Genomic DNA, 21,372 nt, shown 5'->3' on the forward strand with positions numbered 1-21,372 from the left:
GCGACTTGCATGGAACGTGTTATCTTCGGACGCGCACACCACCATATGGGGCATCGCGAGCAGACCATCCCTGTCAGCGACCGAGAAGAACTCGACCTTGTCAATTCTTGCCACAGGTACGCATATCGGCGATCTTGCCGCCTGGCACGAGCTGGCGTTGTGCAGCCTGAGACGAGGATGGAGCCTCTTCGACCAGCGATGCGAAGCGGGCCACCCCGCTCGCAAGTAGTGCACGGCCCGATTCCACCCAGCAGTTCTGGTTGTTTACGAGAGAAGATCAGGCAGGATGCCTGTCGGAGAGATCACCCGATCTCAATCAGCACAGAGAATATCATTGCGCCTTCCTACAATTATTGGACTTCAACCTCTTGCAGGCACAACACGCGACCAGCATTGAAACGGAAACGGGAATTATCTATATTAGATGTCATCGAACACATGGTTTAGGTAAATCTGCCGCATCGAGGGATACGAGTCCCCCCTCGCGCACAGATTCCCGGCAAATATGCCTGATTTGCGTGCCGTGTGTTCGAGCGGACTCGAACACACGGAGGTGACCTGGGAAAATGCGTTCCGACCTGCGACACGTTCCGGCAGATATGCCGAAATTCGCTGCCGACCACGGCATTCCCCGAATGCCTTCGGGTACGGCGGTGATTCCGCCCCGCATCCCACCACAGGGGCCGCTCGAGCAATTGATCCGCGGGCCACTGGCCCCCTCACCCGACCAGGCCCCCGTCGCCGATGGCGACATCTTGTGCGGCGTCTCAACACTCGGCGAATCCGGAAGGGCGCTGGACAGATACATATTCAAGGCCATCAACTGGCGCGCGGGTACCTGTCTGCGGATCGACCCAATCGACCACGTTCTGATCGTCGGAGCGGCTCCCGACGGGCCCGTCCGCATGACAGCCGACGGCTACTTTCGAGTCCCGTTCCGGCAGCGGCGCCGCGTCGGCCTGTCGATCGGTGACCGAGTATTGGTCACCGGCCGGCGCAGCCCCGGCCGACTCCTACTCCTTCCACCGGCCGCCCTCTCCACACTCCTCGCGGCCCGCCTCGCATTGCTGGACCGGTGACCCTATGACTGCCACAACACGAGCGACACCGTTGCCGCCGCGCGGCTGCTACTGAATCAGATGGGTTTGTCGCCAGCCGATCTCGTCGCACCCACCTCGCCAGTGCCCACATTCGCCGAGGCCCTCCAGTCCGGGCAACCCTCGGAGCCGGCACCCGACGCACCTATGGCACTCATCTTGATCACCTCGAAAACAAGTGGAGCGGTAAACGACTGGACGAGGTGACCAGGCCCGACCTCGACGAACTGGCAGACGCAATTCGATCGTCCGCGCGGATCAACCGAGCCTCCCGCGGCGGGACCAGCGCGGTTGAACATTTCGTCTCCTACGTCCGCTGCGTCTATCGCTACGCGGAGGATCACGGATGGATCAGGCCCGCCGACAACCCCGCCCGCCAACTCCCGTTCCCTGCACGCCGCAAGTCACACCGCTACGCCATTCCCTAGGACCGAGTCGCCGAGATCTGCGCAGTCGCCACCACCACCGGCGACGACCCCGGGCTGGACGCCTTGCTCCTCCGACTACACCTCGAAACCGCATGTCGCCGTAGCGGAGCTCTCAGCTTGCGCCCCCATGACCTCGACGTGGCCCAGTGCCTGATCTACCTCCGCGAGAAGGACGGAACCGACCGCTGGCAACCGGTCTCACCGACGCTGATGAACCACCTCGTCGCCCACGGCCTCGAACGCGGCAGTCCGCAATCCGGGCAGCTACTGCGCTACCGAAACGGAAAACCGATCACCCACCGCAGATACGACCACCTCTGGAACCGCATCGGCCAGGAGCTCTTCTGGGTCGCCACGCAAGGCGTGACCATCCATTGGCTACGCCACACTACCCCGACCTGGGTAGAACGCACTTTTAGCTATGCCGTTGCTCGCGAATACGCCGGGCACTCCGGCAAGAACGGCGGTACCACCGCAACGTACGTGAAGGCCAACCTCCACGAAGTCGCGGCAGCGCTGTCTGTCCTGACCGGCGAACCCCACCCGTTGGCTGCGCAAAAAGCAGATTAGAGGTCTCAAAGCACTCCGCCAGGAAGCGTCCGCTGCCCGGCTTGGCAGACCGTTCGGTCGGGTCTCGTATTGTTGACGTCAAGCTTCTGGCGTGGTTGCGGACACGCGACCGGAGCCTGCGGTCGTGCACCCAGAACGACATCGATGTGTGGTGCACGCAGAGCGGCCATATGCCTCGCCGTGCGCGCCACTTCCTCACGTGGTGTAGCAACGGCGGTCATACCGCCCGTTTGGTCGTCGCGGCGCTGGCCAAACCTGACCATCGGGTCGTTTTCGGTGACGACGAGCACCGCTAGAAGCTGGCGCAGCGACTGCTGCACGACCACAGCCTCCCAACCGTCGACCGCGTTGCAGGCCTGCCCATTCGTGCTCTAGGGGCAGACCGCCGCCCGGATCGTGTGTCTTCCCATCGGCAACGTCACTCACCCCGCCGGCCGAGTAGGGCTGCGACTCGGCCGCCAATCCCTGATCACCCCGGACTCGCTCGATGGGCTGCTGATCGAGTTGGTTGCCACCCGCCGGGGCAAGGCCTCACTTGACCTCGACGGCGACCGCAACCGCTGGCTGTTTCCTGGCGGGCTGCCCGGCACTGCGATCCACCCGACTACGCTGGCGGCCCGGCTTCGTCGCCTGGGCGTTCCTAGCCGCACCGGACGCAACACCGCACTGGCCGATCACGCCGCCGTCCTGCCCGCCAAGGTGCTCAGCGACCTGCTCGGACTGTCGGTCACCGCCGCGATCCGGTGGGGCAAACTTGCCGACATCAGCGGCGACACCTGCGCCGCCGGACTCACCCGCCGTCGCGCCGCCAAGCCGACCTCCCAGCAGCCCCAGATGGTTCAGGATTAGATGAATACACCGAAATCTGTATTATCTGGTTGTGGAAGCCGTTTTGCAGCGTGACGCGTTGGCCCGGTTCGGGCATGCGTTGTCGGACGCGACTCGTACCCAGATCCTGCTGAGCCTGCGCACCGGCCCGGCCTATCCCTCCGATATGGCGGAGCGGATCGGGGTGACGCGGCAGATCCTGTCCAACCATCTGGCCTGCCTGCGTGGGTGCGGTCTGGTCGTCGCTGTTCCGGAAGGGCGACGCAGCCGCTACGAACTCGCTGATCCACGGATCGCTGCTGCGCTGACCGATCTGCTCGGACTGGTGCTGGCCGTCGACCCGGCCTGCTGCCCGGACGCTGCGACCGAGGGGTGCTGCTGATGTCGGTGCCGCTGGGTATGCCCTCGCCCGCACCCGCCGTGCCGAGTGCCGAGCGGCGGGCGTTGCTGGCGCGGCGGATCCGCTGGTTCGTGGCGGCGACGATCTCTTACAACGTCGTCGAGGCGGTCATCGCGCTGACCGAGGGCAATCGGGCGTCGTCGACTGCGTTGATCGGGTTCGGGCTGGACTCGGTGATCGAGGTGTCCTCGGCGGCTGCGGTCGCCTGGCAGTTCGCCGGCCACGACCCCGAGGCGCGGGAAAAGATCGCGCTGCGGATCATCGCGTTCTCCTTCTTCGCGCTCGCGATTTACGTCGCCATCGATTCCGTTCGTGGTCTGCTCGGGATCGGTGAAGCTCAGCACTCGCCGATCGGGATCGGTTTGGCCGCAGCCAGTCTGGTCGTCATGCCGGTGCTGTCGTATGCCCAGCGCCGTACCGGACGCGAGCTCGGCTCCGCGTCCGCTGTCGCCGATTCCAAACAAACCCTGCTATGCACCTACCTGTCCGCGGTGCTGCTGGCCGGGCTGCTGCTCAACGCCCTGTTGGGGTGGTCGTGGGCCGACCCGATCGCAGCCCTGGTCATCGCCGCCATCGCCGTGCGCGAAGGCGTCAACGCCTGGCACGGCGAGACCTGCTGCCCGACACCGACCACACTCGGCCCCGACACCCGACAGAGCGGGCACGACTGCGACTGCTGCGAGGACTGACCCCCGCACGCCTACCGAAAGGCCGACCTGTCATGTCTGCCGGCACCGGCATCAAAAACCTCTACCAACGCGAAATGTCGGCAGCCCGTACTGCTGTCGACCTCCAGCAGCGTTGGGCGCATCTGGAACGCGCGCACATCGTCTCCCAGCCCTGCCCTTGGCTGCACACCCACAACCACATCGCGATGTTCGCCCAAGCGGTAGCCCAACGTGACCGCCGTGAAGCGCTGGGCCAGATCGTGCGCATCATCGTCGCCTCCCCCGGGTCGCTGGCCGGGAAAGCCCCGCAGGGCAACACCGGTCGCGCCGCAGTCGGCCTGCGCACACCTATGCCCGTGCCCGCCGACCTGGCCTCCGACATCGCCCACGCCGTGTGAGAGACCGGATCCGATGATCAAGGTGTGGTGGGGTTTCCGGTTTGCGTGCCGCAACCCGGAAGGTCAGTCCACCACGTCCGGTGCGGGCGAGTGATTCGATAACGAAACCCGCGTCGCGCAGTAGGGCCGCGGGTCGCGGGTCAGGTGGTCGGCCGCAAGTCGCACCATGATCGGTTCGACCACCCGCATCGCCGTGGCCGCGAACCGGTTAGTTCGAGGATTCGCCGATGCGTCACAGGGTTTGGGCGGCATAGACAACAGCCGTCGCCATGGCCAGGCCGCCGAGGGTCACGCGCAGCCCGCGGTCCGAAAGCAGTGGTTGCAGGTGTGCCCCGAGGTATCCGCCGACAAGCCCGCCCGCACCGCAACTCAGGCCGCCGACGACCCAGTCCGGTGCGATGCCCGCATCGCCTGTCGCCAGGGCGATGACCAGGTAGGTGGCCGCACCCGCGACCGAGGTCACCAGCGTCGAGGTCAGCGCCGCCGGCGCGATCTCGGCGAGTGGGGCACCGCGAGCGACCAGGACTGGGCTCAGCAGCGAACCACCGCCGATCCCGTAGATCCCACCCACCACTCCGACCACCAGCGCGATCGCGGCTGTGAACAGGGTCGATGGGCGTGGTCTGCGGGCGCGGTCTCGCGAGGCTGTGCGCAGGCACAACCACGCTCCCAACGGGAACAGCAGGGTCGCAGCGATGACCTTGAACACGCCGGCGCTGGGGAGCAGGAACACGCGGATGATCGCGCCTGCGACAACTCCGGGCAGGGTGCCGATCAGCAAGAGACGAGTCAGTGGACTGCGCAACGAGCCCCGGCGGCGGAAGCGAACGAGTGCCCCCGGGATGGACACCACGTTGAACAACAGGTTCGTCGGTGTCACAGCAGGACTCGGCACACCGAGCACGCTGATCTGGACCGGCAGCAGGAACACCGCGCCGGAAACACCGACCGGGGTGGTCAATACCGCGACCGTCAACCCGACCGCGACCCCACCACCACACCCGGTCCCGTCAGCGGAACCATCCCGGCAGCCTCCCCAGATCGCACACCGGGCCTCGCGAATGTGCGGCATTCGGCATGCCGGTGCTTTCCGAACGCGCTGCAACCCGACCAGCTACCGGCTCACCTCGAGAGGCGGATCCGGACTCGGCGCGCGAGCGGAATGGGGGCGACGGACATCGGACACCGCGCCCGTGGGTGGCGTCCGGCCGCCCTGCCCCTTTCGAGTTCGGTTGCGCTCGCACGACAGTGGGCATGACCCGCAGCGTGTGACCGTGCTGTCAGCGGAGGTAGTCGGTGAATCGTTTGCGTACTTTGAGGACTTTCGGCTGGGTTACTGCGAGGCAGTAGCCCTCTTCGGGGTTGCGGGCGAAGAAGTTCTGGTGTTCGTCCTCGGCGCGGTGGAAGGTGCCCATCGGGGTGATCTCGGTGACGATGCGTGCGTCCCACCAGTGGGCGGCTCGGTCGGCGGCGGCCTGGAACAGTGCGCGTTGCGCTGGGTCGCGGTGGAACATCGCGGATCGGTACTGGGTTCCGATGTCGTCGCCTTGGCGGTTGAGTTGTGTCGGGTCGTGCAGGGTGAAGTAGGCGTCGAGGATGATCTCGGGCGGGATGATCGTCTCGTCGAAGGTGACCGCGACGGCCTGGGCGTGTCCGGTGTCGCCGGTGCTCACCCGTTCGTAGGTCGGGTCGGGATCGGTGCCGCCGGTGTATCCGGACACCACGTCGGTCACCCCGCGCAGGCTCCGATACACCGCGTCCAGACACCAGAAACATCCCCCGGCCAACACGAAAGTCTCCACGACCGTCGATGCTAGGAACCAGCCGCAGGGCTGGGGAGGGCTACGATCACCTCGATTCCAACCCTCGCCCCTGCCTCATCCCAGGTGACCGTCGACACGATTACGTGTCCCCGGGGCGGTGGGTGACCGGTGCGCGTTTCGCACTGTCAGGCGGGTTGGGTGGTGACCGGTAGTCCGGCGAGTGCCCATTCGAGCATGCCCTGGTCGAGTCGTTTGATGTCGTGGCCTGCGTTGTGGGCGATGCGGACCGCGTCGGGGGCCATGACGCAGAACTGTCCGCGGCAGTAGGCGACGATGTCGCGGCCGGTGGGGAGTTCGGCGAGGCGGTCGGCGAGTTCGCCGACGGGGATGTTGATGGCGCCGGGGATGTGCCCGGCTTCGTATTCCTCGTGGGGTCGCACGTCGATGAGGGTGACCTCGCCGCTGTCGCGGCGGCGCAGCAGTTCCTCGCGAGTGATGGCGTCGTCGGGTGAGCCGAGGACGTCGGCGGCGGCGCGGGCGACATCGGCGAGGTGGGCGTCGGCGACGGTTTGCACCAGAGCGAACAGTTGCGCGACATCGGCCCCGGCGAGGCGGTAGTACTGGCGGGTGCCCTCGCGGCGCGCTTCGACCAGCCCGCCGGTTTTCAGTGTTTGCAGGTTCGCCGAGGCGGTGGTCAGGTTCATCCCGGTCGCGGTCGCGATCGCCTCGACGGTGCGCTCACCCTGGGCGAGCAGGTCGAGGATCTGCAGGCGGCGCCCGTTGCCGAGCGCTTTGCCGACGCGGGCGATCTCGTCGAAGAGGGCGGCTTTACGGCCGGACAGCTCACTCACGGTTGCTTCTCCACTATTCCTTGGAATACCGTATTCCATAATTCTATGGAACAACGTTTCAGCTGTCGATTGTATTCGCCACCCCTCGAGCTGACCGGTGGTGGCGCGACCGGGAGGTCACCGTGAACTATCTGTTCGTTCTGCACGATCCGCCCTACGGCACCGAACGCACCTACAACGGCATCCGCTGGGCCCGGCAGCTGCTCGATGCCGGGCACGCGGTGCGGGTGTTCAACTTCGCCGACGCCGTCATTTCCGTCACCGCCGGTCAGAAGGTGCCCAATGGGTTCTACAACCTGGCCAAGATGACCACCGCGTTGACCGGCAAGGGTGGGGAGATCGGCAACTGCGGGGCGTGTATGGACGCCCGCGGGATGAGCGAGGACCAGCTGATCGACGGAGCGCACCGTTCGTCGATGGCGGAGCTGGCCGAATGGACCGCCTGGGCCGACCAGGTCATCAACGTCTGAACACGAAAGGCACGAAGTGATGAGTAGAACCACTGTGGTGCTCGGCGCGGGAGTGGGCGGGCTGACCGCCGCCGCCGAACTACGCGAAATCCTTCCCGGCACAGATCGAGTCGTGCTGATCGACCGCACATTCCAGAGCAGCCTGGGGTTGTCGATGCTGTGGGTGCTGCGCGGCTGGCGCACCCCGCAACAAGCCACCATGCAGCCGGAGACGAAAGCGCTGACCGGGGTCGAGTTGATCACCGGCGAGGTCGAGGCCATCGACACCACCGCCCGCACCGTGAACTACGGCCACGGTGGATCGATCGGTTACGACGCGCTGGTGATCGCGCTCGGCGCGCAGCTGGATCCGGCCCAGCTGCCGGGCTTGCCACAGGCCCTCGATGCCGGAGTCGCGGGCCAGTTCTACAGCGTCGACACCGCCGCCGATCTGCATCACCGCATCGAGGAGATGGAGTCGGGGCGGGTGCTGGTGCTGGTGGCGGCGGTACCGTTCAAATGCCCAGCCGCTCCGTTCGAGGCCGCGTTCCTGATCGCCGACCAGCTCGGCGACCGCCACGCCACCGGCGCGGTATCGGTGGACGTGTTCACTCCGGACCCGCTGCCGATGCCGGTCGCGGGGCCTGCGGTCGGTAACGCCCTGGTGGAGATGATGGGAGCCAAGAACATCGGGTTCCACGGGCAGATGCCGGCCACCGCCGTGGATCCCGATGCGCGGGCGGTGGAATTCGCCGACGGCACACGCGAGTCGTTCGACCTGCTCGCGGTCGTGCCCCCGCACGCGCCGGGTGCGGCGCTGGCCTCGACCGGTCTGGGGCCTGCGGGCTGGATTCCGGTGGATCCGGCGACCCTGGCCACGGCGGCCGAGGGGGTGTTCGCGGTCGGTGATGCCACCGCGTTGATGCTGGCCAACGGCAAACCGCTGCCCAAGGCCGCGATCTTCGCCGAAGAGGAAGGCCGCGTCGCCGCCCACCAGGCGGCCCGCTTCCTGGGATACGACGCCCCCGATACCCGATTCACCGGCCACGGCGCCTGCTACGTCGAACTCGGCGACGGCCTGGCCGCCAAGGGCGAAGGCGACTTCCTGGCCACCCCCGCACCCCAGGTCACCCTCCACGCCCCGTCGGCCGCCTACCACCAGGAAAAAGAGCAGCAGGAACGCGACTGGCTCGACCGCTGGACCACCCCAGCCTGACCTCCCACCTCACCCGCGCGCATCCTCACCGGGACGCGCGGGACGGCACTGCTGGAGAACACCTTCCGATGTCTGTCGACGCCACCGCCCTGCACCACCCCGACCCGCCCGACACCCACCGAATCCAACGCCGCGCCCTCACCGTGCTGGTGTCCGCGCAGATCCTCAGCGGCGCCGGGCTCGCGGCCGGGGTCACCGTCGGCGCGCTGCTGGCCCAGGACATGCTCGGCTCCACCAGCCTGGCCGGACTGCCCAGCGCCCTGGTCACCGCGGGCTCCGCGCTCGCCGCCGTGGCGGTCGGGCGCATCTGCCAGGCCCGCGGGCGACGCCCCGGCCTGGCCACCGGATACCTGATCGGCGCGCTCGGCAGCCTCGGCGTCATCGCCGCCGCCGTTCTCGACAACCCGGTCCTGCTGTTCATCGCCCTGTTCGTCTACGGCGCGGGCACCGCGACCAACCTGCAAGCCCGCTACGCCGGAGCCGACCTCGTCGAGGTCTCCCACCGCGGCCGGGCCGTGTCCACCGTGCTGGTGGCCACCACCCTCGGCGGAGTCGTGGGCCCCAACCTCGCCGCCCCCACCGGCAGCCTCGCCCGCACCCTCGCCATCCCCGTGCTGGCCGGACCGTTCATCCTCGCCGCGCTCGCCTACGCCCTGGCCGCACTCGTGCTCACCGTCTGGCTACGCCCTGACCCGCTGCTGCTCGCACGGCAACTCGACACCGCCGACATCGGCTCGGGCGACGCCACACCTGAGGCGCCGACCACCTCTGCCGGGAAGGGTGTGGCCGCAGGTGGATTCGTGATGGCGCTGACTCAGCTGGTGATGGTGGCGATCATGACCATGACCCCGGTCCACATGCTCGCCCACGGCCACGACACCGCCGCAGCCGGCCTGGTGATCGCCGTGCACATCGGCGCCATGTACCTGCCCTCACCGATCACCGGGTGGCTCGTCGACCGCTACGGACGCCTCCCCATCGCCGCCGCCTCCGGAGTGACCCTGCTCGCCGCCGGCACTCTCGCCGCTCTGGCTCCTGGCGACTCCATCGCCGTCCTCGCCGTCGCCCTGGCACTGCTCGGGCTGGGCTGGAACCTCGGCCTCCTCGCCGGCACCGCCATCATCACCGACACCGTGCCGCTCGCGACACGCGCCAAAACCCAAGGCGCAGTCGATGTTTCCGTCGCCCTCGCCGGAGCTACCGGCGGCATGAGCTCCGGACTCATCGTCGCCGCCACCAGCTACCCCACCATGGCCCTCGCCGTCGTCCCCGTCGCCGCACTCACCGCACGACCACACACCCGCCACCCCTCTCCGGCTCCCGCGCTGTGACTGACAACCGCACGAGCCCTTGGGAATCCGACCCGACAGCCGCCGGGCTCGCATCAGCGTCGGCTGGCGGTGTGGCGGCGCAATCGGAACGCGGTGGTCGGCAGCCAGTTGACGCCGCCGTCTTCGCCGAGCAACTCCCACCCCGAAAACCGTTGGCGCAGTTCATCGCCGGTAACGGTGTGCTCGGGCTTGCGATCGGTCAGGAACCCGTAGAGCAGCAGCATCGCCCCTGGCGCGGCGGCCTCGGTGACCGCGTGGGCGTAATCATCACGCAGCGCGACCGGGAACAGGCTGTGGTAGCAACCGATATCCAGCAGCAGATCGAACGGCCCACCCAGACCCAGCTCCGGTAGCCGGGTCACATCCCCCTCGATCAGCCTTGCCTCCACACCCGCCGACCGCGCCTTGCCTCGCGCGGCCGCCACCGCACGGCCGACCAGATCGATGCCCGTGGTGTCCCCGTTACCTTGTTCGTGGGCTCAAGACCGGGCCCACGGTCACCGGGCCTGGTATGACTTCTTCCCCCAGTCGAACGCATGATCCGGGGGGTGGTGTCGCCGGGTACCGGTGGCGTCGACGGACCGCTGATGGGGACAGGGCCGCTACTCAGGTCTCTTCGTAACGTGGGTGCCGGGCGTCGACGCTTCGATCGGTGACCGTTTCCGCCAGCGGTTTCTCACCTGACGAGGAAACACGAAGTGACACAGGCATATGCCGTGTTCTGCGGCATCGATGTCGGCAAGGGCGAACACCACGCCGTGGGCCTGGACCCGGACGGCAAACGACTCTTCGACAAAGCCCTGCCCAACGACGAAGCCCGCCTGCGGGCAGTGTTCGACCAGCGCGCTGCTCGAGGCCGGCTGTTGATCGTGGTCGATCAACCCAACACCATCGGCGCGCTGCCGGTCACCGTCGCCCGCGCCTGCGGTCACGACATCGCCTATCTGCCCGGGTTGTCGATGCGCCGCATCGCCGACCTCTACCCGGGCCAGTCCAAGACCGACGCCCGCGACGCCCACATCATCGCCGACGCCGCTCGCACCATGCCCCATACCTTGCGCCGGGTCGACACCGGCGATGAAACCCTGACCGAGCTCGGTGTCCTCGTCGGATTCGACGACGACCTCGCCGGCGAAGCGACCCGCACCAGCGACGCCCGGCAACGAGCCACTGTGCCCGGAGGTATCGAAATCATGAGTGTGTCACCGAAATCGGTGAACTGCCATGTCTGCTCGCGTGGGCTGGGATGCGGGCGGGCAGTCGATCTCGGTCTCACCTGGGGTTCCCCTTCTGTTCCAGGGGTTTCGGTGTCGAGTCCGAAGGCGGTCGGGCGAGGTTGAGGGCGCCGAGGCTGCGGCTCGGGCAGCCATGGCGCCACCCAACCTTTTTACCGAATGGCGGAGGTGTCGGATCCACCCGAATGTATTTCGGCACGGGCGTGGTGTACGCCGATTAGCCACCCGCGCTCGAAAAAATGGGTATCTCGAAATGCCACCTCGGCCAGCAACTGAATTATTCACCGGCGATAAGGATTGCCGGTAGATAAGTTCGGTTGCATCGAGAAGGAATGCAGTGCTGATAAACCGCCGGATTCGATCAGTGCACTGCGTTCCGGTGTGCGGATCACGCGTGACTCAGGGGTGTGGATGGCCCCTGGTCTGGTTTGCCACCACGCTGCGCCTACCAGCAGAATAGGAACTGAACAGCGCTTATGGCGATCGGGGAGAGGACCGGCCGTGGCCCCGGCGTGGGGAGCCGACCGGTTTCGCAATCACAGTCCGACGATGCCGAGCAGCGAGTGCAGCAGGTTCACAACGAAAGTGAGAATCACGGGTAATCACCCCCTCCGAGGACTTTGATGGTTTTTCCGAGTGGAGCTCCTGCCTGAGCCCGAGCCGGAACATTACACACAGCTTCCGGAAATCAAAAATCGCCCAGAAAGCCAAAACAATGACTCGCGAACACGTATTCCACGCGACTTCCGCACCGGCCTCACGCTTCGAGAAGGCTGCGATGAACTTTCGTTCCTGTGGAGATCGCCACTATTAGTATCCGGTGCCGAAAAAACACAGGAAAATTGTGTGCGAAGTCTTTTGTTTCCCACCTCACCCGGCTGAGATCGGGGGCGTGGGGGGTGTTTGCGGGCCTGCGGTCGGTTCCGGCCCCCCTGCGGTGACCGGCCGGCCGGTGGGCGTCGCGCGAAGCAAACCGCAGGTGCTGGCTGGCGCGACCGGTCGGCATCCGGCACCGATCCATGCGCTGAGCAGCTGCGAATGACTGTGGCGCCGTGGCACTTCGGGCTTCGGCGACACGGTTGGACGGGCACGACGGTGGGGACCTGTGTCACCACGATGGTGCCGGGCGCTCGGGGGCGGCGCCGAAACGCGTGGCCGCCCAACCAGTGCGTGTCGTTTCCCTGTACCCATACAGATCAGGAGCTGTTGTGCCCCTGCCAGATTCCATGCCGGTGCTGTCGGTGGCCGTGCCCGCGTTCAACGAACAACAGTCCATCGCCGCGGTGCTCGATCACCTGCTGGCGCAACAGGAGATCGACGAAATCGTGGTCGTCGACAACGCGAGCACCGACGCCACCGCCTCGATCGTCGCCGACTACAGCCGCGTTCATGACCGGATCGTTGTGCTCGACGAACCCCGCCCGGGAATCGCGTGGGCGCGCAATACCGGCTTCGACCACGCGCGCGGACAGATCATCGCGCGCACCGATGCCGACACCTTCGTCGCGCCGGGCTGGGCCCGCGCCATCCGCCAGCACCTCACCTCCCACCCCGGCACCGCCGCACTCACCGGCCCGCTCACCTTCCACGACTCACCCCTCGGCTTCTTCCTGAAAACCGCTGTGCGACTCCAGCAACGACGCGGCCGGCCCAGCCGCACCGTCGCCAACATGTTCGGCGCGAACATGGCCATCCGCGCCAGCGCCTGGCAGCAAGTGCGCGCGGACGTCTGCATGCGAGCCGACATCGTCGAAGACCTCGACCTCGCGCTGTGTGTGAGCAAACAAGGCCTGCGCATCGACCGCCCCGTGCACATGCACGCCCGCACCTCCGCGCGCCGATACCGCACACCTCCGCGCCAGTGGTGGCGATACCAGCAGTGCGGACTACGCACCATCGCCAACCAGGGCTATCTCATCCAGCCCTCTCACCACGTGCTCATCGTGCGAGCGTGGCTGGCCTACACCATCCAATGGCCGATCTACCGGTTCTGGAACTTCGAACGCCGCCGCTTCACCCCGCACGCATCGCCGCCCCGCACCTCCACCGTGCACCACCTTCGCGGAAACAGCTGTCCCCACTGCACTGCCCGCCACGACGGGCACAACCCGGCAACACCGCGAGAACAGAGCAACAACGGATCCGATCTCGGCCTGACCGTGTGAGAATGCCTATCCCACACGCTGCAGTGGCCGAGCTACCGGTTTGGGGACTTCGAACGCCGTCTCGCCCGCTACCCCCAGCTCCACAACCGTGTCGGGTTCCTCCACCACACCAACCCATGTCCAGCGACGAACAAACCCGCGCCGCCATCATCCGCATCACCAGCGCAACTTCCGGCCCGGCCTTACCGGCGTATTCCGGTCACATCGCGAACTACGTTGCGTCTGGGACCATGTCCATCGTGACCAATCCGACGCCGAACACCAGCCCCGAAGTATCAGTCGGTTCCGTGCGTGTGGCAACCTTCAATGTCCTGTCGCCGCTGCTCGCCGACTGGCACGACCGGAGAAAGGTTGTGGCAGAGCAGTTACGGGCAGCTGACCCCGACATCGTCGCCCTGCAAGAAGTCGACGCCGGCGAGGACCGAGAACAGGGCATCGCGGATCTGCTCGGCCCGGGCTGGCACGTCGCGTGGCACTCGCGGACAACACCCGATGGTGTCGGCTTGGCGCTGGCCAGCCGCTGGCCGTTCAACGAGATTCACGAGCACAGCCTGGGTGTCACCGACCGCGCGGCGGTGTTCCCGTGGTCGGCGGTGGTCGTCGCCGAGGTCCGCGCTCCGCAACCACTGGGGACACTGCACATCGCCCACCACAAACCGGTCTTCCAGTTCGACTACGAACATGAACGCGAGTTGCAGGCGGTCGAGGCGGCCCGGTTCATCGAGGACGTACTCGACGACCGTGACGACCACGTTGTCGTGGTCGGCGACTTCGACGCCACCCCGGACTCGTCGAGCGTACGGTTCTGGACCGGCCGCCAGTCACTGGAAGGCGTGAGCGTCAGTTATCACGATCCGTGGGAAATGCTGCGACCCAACGATCCCGGGCATACCTTCACCCCGGACAACCCGCTGGTCGCCCGCGGCGACATGTTCTCCGCCGCCGGACGGCGCATCGACTACGTGATGGTGCGCGGCGGGAGTTTCGGGCCGACGCTCGCGGTGCGGTCTGTCGAACTGATCGGTGTCCAGCCACACGGCGGGGTTCAAGCGAGCGACCACTACGGCGTAGTCGCCGAACTGACCGTTCCTGCCCGCCCTCCTGGAACCTGGAGCTGACAGCAACAACAACCGATTGGATAACCGCGCCACCCATCGCTAAAGGTCACAGCGCCACCCGTGGCGGGCCACACGGCGTCGGTCGCCGCGGGCAGGCTCGCGACCATTCGCAAATCGCTCTGCACACATCGGCCACTCCACGGTTGTCGATCTCGGTCAACACCGTCTACCGGGCCAGCCGCGACGGCTACGAGAACTCCATCCTGCCCAACGGCTGGCACTCGTCCGGTGATCGCCAACCCAGCTTCTTCTGGATGCGCTGGGAGTTGTACCAGCCATAATGTAGGCGAAGAGGGGTCAGCGCATCATCAGGGTTCCGCCGTCGACGGGCAGGATCTGACCGGTGATGAAACGAGACCCCTCTCCGGCGAGGAACGCCAGCACGGGGACGAAGTCGCGCTCGATATCGCCGAGACGGCCACCCAGCGGCACAGACTTCGCCATCATCGCATCATGCTCACGGAGTTGTTCCGGGGACATCGCGGCGCGCGTTTTGTCGTACATGGGCGTCCAGATGGCAGGAGCGATGGCATTGACCGTTATTCCGTACTTGCCCCACTCCACCGCGATCGACCGCACCCACGCTACGACCGCCCCCTTGCTCGCGGCGTAGGCCGCCTTGTTCGGATACCCCTGTACGCCCGCTGCGGAGGCGAAGTCGATGATCCGGCCACCCCGCTCCTTCAAATACGGGAACACAGCCTGGTTCGTCAAGAAAGTGCCGGTCGCATTGACCGCCATCACCTTCTCCCACACCCCGGTCTCGATCTCTTCCGCCGCGCCGCCCGGGGCGATCCCCGCCGCGTGAATCAGGACATCGAGCCCGCCGAGCAGCGCTGCCGCCTGCGCGATCGCACTGTCCACAGACTCCTTACGAGACACATCGCAGGCGACAAAGGCGGCGCCCGCGTCGGCAGCGATCTTCTCGCCCGCATCGGCCGTCAGATCCAGCGACACCACCTCGGCGCCCAACGCCGGGAATGCCCGCACCAGCCCCTCACCCATACCGCTGGCCCCGCCGGTGATGATCACTTTCCGGCCGGTCAATTCCGTTCCTGCCATGTCATACCCTTTCCGGGGCTTTACTCAGCCGTGAAGCGGCGGCGCAGCGGTTGTTTGCCCAACTCCCCAGCCTGGTCTTGGGCAGCCCCGGCCTGACCTCGAGCCGTTCAGGCAGCTTCTGCGTCATCAACCCGGCCTCCCCCGACTGCGCGACAACATCGTGAGGATGGGCGTCCGCGGTCGGCTGCGCCGGCTGATCAGGGAGTTCCTTCACTCTAGTACAATAGGTGTACTCATTAGGTGATAATGCATCCAACCGCCGCAGCCGGAACCCGCCGCCGTCCCAGCTACCCGACCAAGCTGGCCGAAACACCTGGGACGCAACGAATGTGAGGACCACCTCGCCCCATCGACTTCCTAGCGACATAGCGATGCTGTCGCGGAAATGCTCTACATCGATCCGCAGACCTGTATCGACCGCAGAGCGTGCGCCGATGCGAGTCCGGCCGAGACTATCTACGCCGACGACGAGTTGCCCGGCGGCCGCGAGCGCTTCACGGGTATCAATGCCGTCTCGAACGCCATCCCCTCGACCCGAAGGCCTTTCGACGACAGGGCGTCGAAAAGGCCGGGTACCGCCCCCGCGGCGCCGGGAACGTCGCGCCGGCGCCACACCGGGCTCAGCGAGTGACCATGAGTTTGCGAACGCCGTAGTTGGTGCCGGTGAAGTCCATCGGGACCTCTTCGAGTGGGGTGGCCAGGCGCAGATTCGGGAAACGCTGGAAGAGCTTCGGCAGGACCGTCCTCAATTCGGCGCGGGCGACGTTCTGGCCGAGGCAGGCGTGGACGCCGTAGCCGAAGCCCATGTGGCGGGCCATCTTGCGGTCGATGTCGAAGGTGTCGGGATCCTGGAAGGCCCGCGGGTCACGGTTGGCGGCATTCATGGCAACCACGACCAGGTCGCCCTTCTTGATCTGAGCGCCACCGATCTCGAGATCTTCCTTGGCCACCCGGCCGAGACCGAACTGGACGATGGTCAGGTAGCGCATCAGCTCCTCGACCGTGTTGCCGATCTTCTCCGGATGCTCGATCAGATCCTTGCGCTGCTGATCGTGGGTGAGCAAAGTGAGCGTGGACAGGCCCATCATGGCGGCCGTGGTGTCATGCCCGGCGAACAGCAGCAGCACACCCAAGCCGATCAGCTGGCGTTCGGTCAGCACCGCGTCCTCGCCCTCGGCCTTGTCGATCAGCTCCGCGAGAATGCCGTCGGTGGCACCGGTGCGGCGCTTGTCGGCGACCAGCGCGGTGATGTAGTCGATCAGCCAGTGAGCACCCTTGTCGCGCACCTCACGAGGCTTGCCCATATCCATCAGATCCATGGTCGCATCGTGGAAGCCGTCGCGGTCCGCATAGGGAACTCCGAGCAACTCGCAGATCACCAGGCACGGAATGGGCAACGACATGGCCTCGACGAAGTCGAACGTCTCGGGGCCCGCGGCGATCGCGTCGAGGTGCTCGTCGACGATCTTGTCGATATAAGGCTGGAGCTTGGCCTGGACTGCCTTGGGGGTGAAGCGTGCGGTGAGCAACCGCCGATAGACGCCGTGGTCGGGCTCGTCCATGTGGACGAATCCGGCGTCGAACGGCGAGTCCTCGCCGGCCTCGGCGACCTCGCCTTCGGGGGTGTCGTGCCGGGGGCGCAGCGCGGACAGGCGGGGATCGGTGAAGACCTGGCTGCCTTCCTCGAACCGGGTGACCATCCAGCCGGTCAGGCCGTTGGGAAAGCGCACCTTGACGATCGGCTGGTCCTCGCGCAGCTGGGTGTACTCCGCGGGCGGGTCCAGGGGATTGCTGGGGTCACGGGTGACGGGTTGGTCGATGAGGGTCTCGGTCACTTCTGCTCCTTCGCGGTGTGGGAATCGATGGCGGCGGTGATGCCCGCATGTGTCGCGGTGGCTTTGCACCAGCCTGTGTAGGCGGCCAGGTGGAGCGCGGCCTCACGCAGCTGGTCGGGGGTCAGCTCACTGTTGATCAGGCCGCCGCCAGCGATTATCTGGATGAGTTCGGGGCGGCCGACGGTGGCGGCGACGCCGAGAGTAAGCAGCCTGCGGTCCCGGACCGACAAGCCGGGCCGGGACCAGACCTGAGCGAAAAGGTAGTCGACGGTCTGGTCCACGAACGGGTCGCTGCTCCCCTGAACGCCCTCGCTGAACCCGGGACCGTAGACCTGGTCCATCATCTGAAGGCCGAATTCGTGCAGGTCCTCCGGCTCGGCCGGGGCCGTCTCCTGGTCCAGCTGCAGAGTCTGCCGGGCCCGGGTGTGGGCAACCTCGACCAACGGAACTTCGACACCGAGGCTGGCGGCCAGATCGCGGGCCGCTGCCAGATCCTTGGTCATCAACGGCTCGATCTTGCGGCCTACCGCTTCGGGCAGGGTCCCGTCGGGAGCCTGCGAGCGCAGCAGTTGAAGCAGAGTGCGCCCCTCGGGGTCGGCGGTGTCGATGACCTCGGCGAGGCGCGCGGTGTCCACACCCGCCGCGCGGGCCAGGGCAGCCGCCTCGGCAACGGTGCGCCAACTGCCGTAGGTGATGACATTGCGGGCGATCTTCGTGGCCATGCCGGCACCGACCGGGCCGCAATGCACGACCTTCTTGGCCCAATCGTCCAGCACCGGTCGCGCCGCATCCACGGTGGCCCGGTCGCCGCCGATTATGGCGACCATACCGTTCTCGGCCGCCTTGTCGCCGGGAGTCACCCCGCAGTCCAGGAAGCCGACGCCGCTGGCGGCGCACAAGGCGGCCAGCTCGTGCACGACCGGCAGCGCGACGGTGGCTTGCAGAACGATCGTCAGCCCCGGGTGGGCGGCGGACAGCAACCCGTTCTCGCCGCCGATGACCTCGCGAGCCTGGTCCGCGTTGACGACCGCGACCATCACCACGTCGCTTTCCTTGGCCACCTCCGCGGGTGAGCCCAGGGGGTCGGGGACGGCGGCCAGATCCGCCGAGGCGTCCGGGCGGACGTCGTACACCGCCGGGACGCGACCGCGGCGGGCCAGGCTGACGGCTACCCCGCCGCCGATCATGCCCAGACCGACCACACCGGCCCGGAGATTCATGTGGTTCGTCATGCTGCACTCGCTTCTTCGAAAGGGATTGCTTCCGCGACCGCATTCCGGTAAGCGCGGGTCGCGCGGGGAAGGTTCACGCCGACGACGCCGCATACTCGGCCGTCCTTGCCATAGAGCGCGACGAGCTTGCGATCGTCGAGACTGCCCTCGACGATCCGCATCTGGTCGGCGCCCCGAGTCCGGCCGTATATCTGAACCTTCAGGTCGTACTGGTCGGACCAGACATACGGCACCGAGTCGAAGGGGGTCGCGCGGTCGGGCCCGGCGAGGATGTTGCGGGCGACAGCCAGGCCCTGCTCGGCGGCATTGGTTCGGTGCTCGATCCGCCTCCGCTCACCCGTGTGCGGGTGCAGCCAGGAGGCGACATCGCCGGCGGCCCACACCCCCGAACCGGCGTACAGGGTGGCGTCACACTCCACCCCATTGCCGACCGGGACGCTACTGTCGGCGAGCCACTCCACATTCGGCTGAGCGCCGATGCCGACCAGCACCGCGTCCGCGTCGATGATGCGGCCGTCGGCGAGACGGACTCCGTTGGCCCGCCGGTCGGCCGTAAGAACCTGGTCGACGAGGACACCGGTCTCGATGCGTACGCCGTGTTCCCCGTGCACAGCGCCGAGCATGGCCCCCAACTCCTCCCCGAGGGCGTCGCTCATGGGCTGGACCGTGTCGGTGACGAGAGTGACCTCGCAGCCCATGCCGCGGGCCACCGCGGCGGCCTCGGCCCCGACGAACCCACCACCGACCACCAGCAGGTGCGGTTTCGCGGCCAGGTCCTCGCGCAGGGCGAGGGTGTCCTCCAGGGTGCGCAAGACATGCACTCCGGCGACCCCCTCGGTACCGCGCAGACGGCGGGCCCGGGTGCCGGTGGCCACCACCAGGGCGTCATAGCCGACCCGGCTGCCGTCGGCCAGGCTGATCTGACCGGCGTCGGTATCCACGGCGACGGCCGCGCTGCCGAGTCGCAGATCCAGGTCGAGTGCCGTGATGGCCTCGGGGGCGCGCAGTAATAGGCGCTCGGTGTCCCACTCGCCGGCCAGCAGCTGCTTGGACAGCGGCGGCCGGTCGTAAGGGAGATGCTGTTCCTCGCCGATGAGGGTCAGCCGCCCGGTGTAGCCCGCGCGCCGCAATCCCTCCACGACGCTCAGGCCGGCTGCCGACGCGCCCACGACGGCGATCCGCGACGGGGCGCTCATTCGTGGACCATGATCGCGGCCGCTGGGCAGACCGCGGCGGCTTGGCGTACGTTCTCGTACTGTTCCGCGGGCGGATTCTCCTGCAGCAGGACGACGATGCCGTCCTCATCGCGCTGATCGAAGACCTCGGGAGCGACCAGCACGCACTGGCCCGCACCGCAGCACCTGTCGAAATCGATATCAATCTTCACAGCAATACCTCCTGTCATGCCACTTCTAGGGCAGGTTGGACCGGCGACATGGGCGCCGAAGCTGGGCGTCCACATCGCCGCAATTAATTAACGGCGTTCACCTGGGGGAGGCTCACTGAACCGCGCCACCCAGTAGCGCCGCGTCAGGGGTGCACGAGGATCTTGACGTGTGCGTCGCCGTGGTTGAGCAGTTCCTCGTACCCGCGCTGCTGCGCATCCTCGAGGGAGACGCGGCTGGTGACCAAGGCATCGGGCCGGATGCGGCCGTCACGAATGGCCTCGATGACGCCGGGGAAGTCCGGGCCGTTGTACCCGAAACTGCCGGTGTAGTTGATCTCGGTGGTCATCAAGGCGTCCGGGTCGAACTCGAGCGGATGCCCGGATGCCACGGTGATCGCGGTTCCCCCCTTGGCCAGGACACCCAGCAGCGCCTGGACCGCCGGCTTACCTGCGCCGGATGCCTCGAAAGAGGCGCGAACGCCGCCGGGGACCGCCTCGCGCACCTGGGCCACCACATCGTCGCGGGTCGGGTCGAAGACCGCGTCCGCCCCGAATTCCGCCGCGAGGCGCTTTCGAGCGGCACTGACCTCACTGACGGCGACGAAGCCCGCGCCCTGCGCTTTGGCAGCCATCAACAGGCCGAGGCCGATCGGGCCGGCGCCGATGACAACAGCAGTGTCGCCGGGCCGCAGGCCCGAGCGGCGCACAGCATGCCAGGAGACGGACAGCGGCTCGATGAGCGCGGCAGCCTCGGCAGAGATCCCCTCAGGCACCAGATGGACTCGATGACCGGGAACGACAACGTATTCGGACATCCCGCCGCCACCACCCATGATGCCGACGAATCCGTAATTCTCGCAGAGGTTGTACTCGCCGCGCAGACAGGCGGGACAGGTCCCGTCGGACATCAACGGCTCCACCGCGACCAGCGCGCCCACCGGCAGATCGCGGACGTCGTCCGCGACAGCGGTGATTCGGCCGGAGAATTCATGGCCCTGCACATGCGGGCCGTGCTCGCCGAACAGCGGGTGGATGTAGTCGTCCGGGATAAACGGCTGGGTGTAGTTATGCAGGTCGGTGCCACAGATTCCGGCCCACTCGACCTTGATCTCGACGGCGCCCGGGCGCAGTTCGGGCTTGGCAACCTCCTCCAGGCGCAGATCCTTGGCGCCATGAAGCCGGAGTGCACGCATGTCAACTCCTTCCGTGCAATGGGGCGGTCTGCCCCGACGGAGAGAACGCTACCATTTATGGCGCTCAGTGACAATAATGTCCTACAGGGACACAAAAGGTAAACTGGAGATGTCGACGACAGCGAGGCACCAGACATGGACGATGG

23 protein-coding genes and 1 pseudogene are annotated in these 21,372 nt (G+C 66.8%); 14 read left to right on the forward strand and 10 right to left on the reverse strand.

What is annotated here, in order from left to right:
- Positions 1–566: 566 nt before the first annotated feature.
- From C5E41_RS14520 to C5E41_RS14550, 6 genes are all read left to right on the forward strand, one after another.
- Complete coding sequence (locus C5E41_RS14520; protein WP_104376371.1) at positions 567–1,079, forward strand: hypothetical protein; 513 nt, start codon at positions 567–569, stop codon at positions 1,077–1,079.
- Between the two features lie 509 nt (positions 1,080–1,588).
- Entirely contained in the window at positions 1,589–2,095 is a 507-nt protein-coding gene (locus tag C5E41_RS34470) for a site-specific integrase (protein ID WP_219823163.1), read from the forward strand.
- Positions 2,096–2,491: 396 nt separating this feature from the next.
- Entirely contained in the window at positions 2,492–2,944 is a 453-nt protein-coding gene (locus C5E41_RS14535; protein WP_104376374.1) for a hypothetical protein, read from the forward strand.
- 31 nt (positions 2,945–2,975) lie between these two features.
- Complete coding sequence (locus C5E41_RS14540) at positions 2,976–3,305, forward strand: ArsR/SmtB family transcription factor (protein WP_104376375.1); 330 nt, start codon at positions 2,976–2,978, stop codon at positions 3,303–3,305.
- Positions 3,305–4,012, forward strand: coding sequence for a cation transporter (locus C5E41_RS14545; protein WP_104376479.1), 708 nt, complete (start codon positions 3,305–3,307; stop codon positions 4,010–4,012). The genes C5E41_RS14540 and C5E41_RS14545 overlap by 1 nt, the downstream gene beginning before the upstream one ends.
- A 32-nt stretch (positions 4,013–4,044) precedes the next feature.
- Entirely contained in the window at positions 4,045–4,389 is a 345-nt protein-coding gene (locus C5E41_RS14550) for a DUF3703 domain-containing protein (RefSeq protein WP_104376376.1), read from the forward strand.
- 232 nt (positions 4,390–4,621) lie between these two features.
- Here C5E41_RS14550 and C5E41_RS14555 read toward each other — a convergent pair whose 3' ends face one another.
- The 3 genes from C5E41_RS14555 to C5E41_RS14565 form a co-directional block, all read right to left on the reverse strand.
- The gene (locus tag C5E41_RS14555) at positions 4,622–5,461 is read right to left on the reverse strand and encodes a sulfite exporter TauE/SafE family protein (RefSeq protein WP_104376377.1); all 840 of its coding nucleotides are present in this window, start codon (positions 5,459–5,461) and stop codon (positions 4,622–4,624) included.
- Positions 5,462–5,669: 208 nt separating this feature from the next.
- Entirely contained in the window at positions 5,670–6,191 is a 522-nt protein-coding gene (gene msrA / locus C5E41_RS14560) for a peptide-methionine (S)-S-oxide reductase MsrA (RefSeq protein WP_104376378.1), read from the reverse strand.
- 146 nt (positions 6,192–6,337) lie between these two features.
- Positions 6,338–7,042, reverse strand: coding sequence for an ArsR/SmtB family transcription factor (locus C5E41_RS14565; RefSeq protein WP_439956410.1), 705 nt, complete (start codon positions 7,040–7,042; stop codon positions 6,338–6,340).
- Between the two features lie 83 nt (positions 7,043–7,125).
- Here C5E41_RS14565 and C5E41_RS14570 point away from each other — a divergent pair, with 83 nt between their 5' ends.
- The 3 genes from C5E41_RS14570 (at position 7,126) to C5E41_RS14580 (ending at position 9,999) form a co-directional block, all read left to right on the forward strand.
- The gene (locus C5E41_RS14570; RefSeq protein ID WP_104376380.1) at positions 7,126–7,473 is read left to right on the forward strand and encodes a DsrE/DsrF/TusD sulfur relay family protein; all 348 of its coding nucleotides are present in this window, start codon (positions 7,126–7,128) and stop codon (positions 7,471–7,473) included.
- Positions 7,474–7,492: 19 nt separating this feature from the next.
- Positions 7,493–8,668 (forward strand): NAD(P)/FAD-dependent oxidoreductase, encoded by a 1,176-nt coding sequence (locus C5E41_RS14575; RefSeq protein ID WP_104376381.1) that lies wholly within the window; start codon positions 7,493–7,495, stop codon positions 8,666–8,668.
- Between the two features lie 68 nt (positions 8,669–8,736).
- Positions 8,737–9,999 (forward strand): MFS transporter, encoded by a 1,263-nt coding sequence (locus C5E41_RS14580; RefSeq protein WP_104376382.1) that lies wholly within the window; start codon positions 8,737–8,739, stop codon positions 9,997–9,999.
- Between the two features lie 53 nt (positions 10,000–10,052).
- Here the strand turns inward: C5E41_RS14580 and C5E41_RS14585 are convergent, their stop codons facing one another.
- Positions 10,053–10,424: a class I SAM-dependent methyltransferase gene (locus C5E41_RS14585; RefSeq protein WP_104376383.1), complete on the reverse strand. Its 372-nt coding sequence runs from the start codon at positions 10,422–10,424 to the stop codon at positions 10,053–10,055.
- Positions 10,425–10,697: 273 nt separating this feature from the next.
- On the opposite strand from C5E41_RS14585, the pseudogene C5E41_RS14590 reads away from it, so the two are divergent.
- The 4 genes and pseudogenes from C5E41_RS14590 to C5E41_RS33865 all read left to right on the forward strand — a co-directional run.
- Positions 10,698–11,153, forward strand: a pseudogene (locus C5E41_RS14590) (IS110 family transposase); the annotation flags it as partial.
- A 1,289-nt stretch (positions 11,154–12,442) separates the two neighbouring features.
- Positions 12,443–13,399, forward strand: a complete 957-nt coding sequence (locus C5E41_RS14595) for a glycosyltransferase (RefSeq protein ID WP_104376384.1) — start codon at positions 12,443–12,445, stop codon at positions 13,397–13,399.
- Positions 13,400–13,638: 239 nt separating this feature from the next.
- Positions 13,639–14,517, forward strand: coding sequence for an endonuclease/exonuclease/phosphatase family protein (locus C5E41_RS14600; protein WP_181063246.1), 879 nt, complete (start codon positions 13,639–13,641; stop codon positions 14,515–14,517).
- A gap of 143 nt (positions 14,518–14,660) precedes the next feature.
- The gene (locus C5E41_RS33865) at positions 14,661–14,798 is read left to right on the forward strand and encodes a hypothetical protein (protein WP_181063247.1); all 138 of its coding nucleotides are present in this window, start codon (positions 14,661–14,663) and stop codon (positions 14,796–14,798) included.
- Positions 14,799–14,814: 16 nt separating this feature from the next.
- Here the strand turns inward: C5E41_RS33865 and C5E41_RS14605 are convergent, their stop codons facing one another.
- On the reverse strand, positions 14,815–15,549 hold the full coding sequence (locus C5E41_RS14605; protein ID WP_258080975.1) for an SDR family NAD(P)-dependent oxidoreductase: 735 nt from the start codon (positions 15,547–15,549) through the stop codon (positions 14,815–14,817).
- 415 nt (positions 15,550–15,964) lie between these two features.
- On the opposite strand from C5E41_RS14605, the gene C5E41_RS14610 reads away from it, so the two are divergent.
- Positions 15,965–16,210 (forward strand): hypothetical protein, encoded by a 246-nt coding sequence (locus C5E41_RS14610; protein WP_104376387.1) that lies wholly within the window; start codon positions 15,965–15,967, stop codon positions 16,208–16,210.
- Here C5E41_RS14610 and C5E41_RS14615 read toward each other — a convergent pair.
- The 5 genes from C5E41_RS14615 to C5E41_RS14635 all read right to left on the reverse strand — a co-directional run bounded on the left by C5E41_RS14615 (position 16,200) and on the right by C5E41_RS14635 (position 21,226).
- Positions 16,200–17,414, reverse strand: coding sequence for a cytochrome P450 (locus tag C5E41_RS14615; RefSeq protein WP_104376388.1), 1,215 nt, complete (start codon positions 17,412–17,414; stop codon positions 16,200–16,202). The genes C5E41_RS14610 and C5E41_RS14615 overlap by 11 nt on opposite strands.
- Positions 17,411–18,646, reverse strand: a complete 1,236-nt coding sequence (locus C5E41_RS14620) for an NAD(P)-binding domain-containing protein (RefSeq protein ID WP_146097558.1) — start codon at positions 18,644–18,646, stop codon at positions 17,411–17,413. Before C5E41_RS14620 ends, C5E41_RS14615 begins: the two co-directional genes overlap by 4 nt.
- Positions 18,643–19,842, reverse strand: a complete 1,200-nt coding sequence (locus C5E41_RS14625) for an NAD(P)/FAD-dependent oxidoreductase (protein WP_104376389.1) — start codon at positions 19,840–19,842, stop codon at positions 18,643–18,645. Before C5E41_RS14625 ends, C5E41_RS14620 begins: the two co-directional genes overlap by 4 nt.
- Complete coding sequence (locus tag C5E41_RS14630; RefSeq protein WP_104376390.1) at positions 19,839–20,033, reverse strand: ferredoxin; 195 nt, start codon at positions 20,031–20,033, stop codon at positions 19,839–19,841. The genes C5E41_RS14625 and C5E41_RS14630 overlap by 4 nt, the downstream gene beginning before the upstream one ends.
- 143 nt (positions 20,034–20,176) lie before the next feature.
- A complete protein-coding gene (locus tag C5E41_RS14635; protein ID WP_104376391.1) occupies positions 20,177–21,226 on the reverse strand; it encodes a 2,3-butanediol dehydrogenase in 1,050 nt (349 codons plus the stop codon).
- Positions 21,227–21,372 lie beyond the last annotated feature (146 nt).

Source organism: Nocardia nova (genome assembly GCF_002933465.1).
Taxonomy (GTDB): Bacteria; Actinomycetota; Actinomycetes; order Mycobacteriales; family Mycobacteriaceae; genus Nocardia; species Nocardia nova_B.

What these genes read in the sequence shown, in the direction of transcription:
- C5E41_RS14520 (WP_104376371.1), top strand. Translation starts at nt 567, where the DNA reads ATGCGTTCCGACCTGCGACACGTTCCGGCAGATATGCCGAAATTCGCT.
- C5E41_RS14545 (WP_104376479.1), top strand. Translation starts at nt 3,305, where the DNA reads ATGTCGGTGCCGCTGGGTATGCCCTCGCCCGCACCCGCCGTGCCGAGT.
- C5E41_RS14550 (WP_104376376.1), top strand. Translation starts at nt 4,045, where the DNA reads ATGTCTGCCGGCACCGGCATCAAAAACCTCTACCAACGCGAAATGTCG.
- C5E41_RS14555 (WP_104376377.1), bottom strand. Translation starts at nt 5,461, where the DNA reads ATGCCGCACATTCGCGAGGCCCGGTGTGCGATCTGGGGAGGCTGCCGG.
- C5E41_RS14565 (WP_439956410.1), bottom strand. Translation starts at nt 7,042, where the DNA reads ATGGAATACGGTATTCCAAGGAATAGTGGAGAAGCAACCGTGAGTGAG.
- C5E41_RS14575 (WP_104376381.1), top strand. Translation starts at nt 7,493, where the DNA reads ATGAGTAGAACCACTGTGGTGCTCGGCGCGGGAGTGGGCGGGCTGACC.
- C5E41_RS14580 (WP_104376382.1), top strand. Translation starts at nt 8,737, where the DNA reads ATGTCTGTCGACGCCACCGCCCTGCACCACCCCGACCCGCCCGACACC.
- C5E41_RS14610 (WP_104376387.1), top strand. Translation starts at nt 15,965, where the DNA reads ATGCTCTACATCGATCCGCAGACCTGTATCGACCGCAGAGCGTGCGCC.
- C5E41_RS14620 (WP_146097558.1), bottom strand. Translation starts at nt 18,646, where the DNA reads ATGACGAACCACATGAATCTCCGGGCCGGTGTGGTCGGTCTGGGCATG.
- C5E41_RS14625 (WP_104376389.1), bottom strand. Translation starts at nt 19,842, where the DNA reads ATGAGCGCCCCGTCGCGGATCGCCGTCGTGGGCGCGTCGGCAGCCGGC.
- C5E41_RS14635 (WP_104376391.1), bottom strand. Translation starts at nt 21,226, where the DNA reads ATGCGTGCACTCCGGCTTCATGGCGCCAAGGATCTGCGCCTGGAGGAG.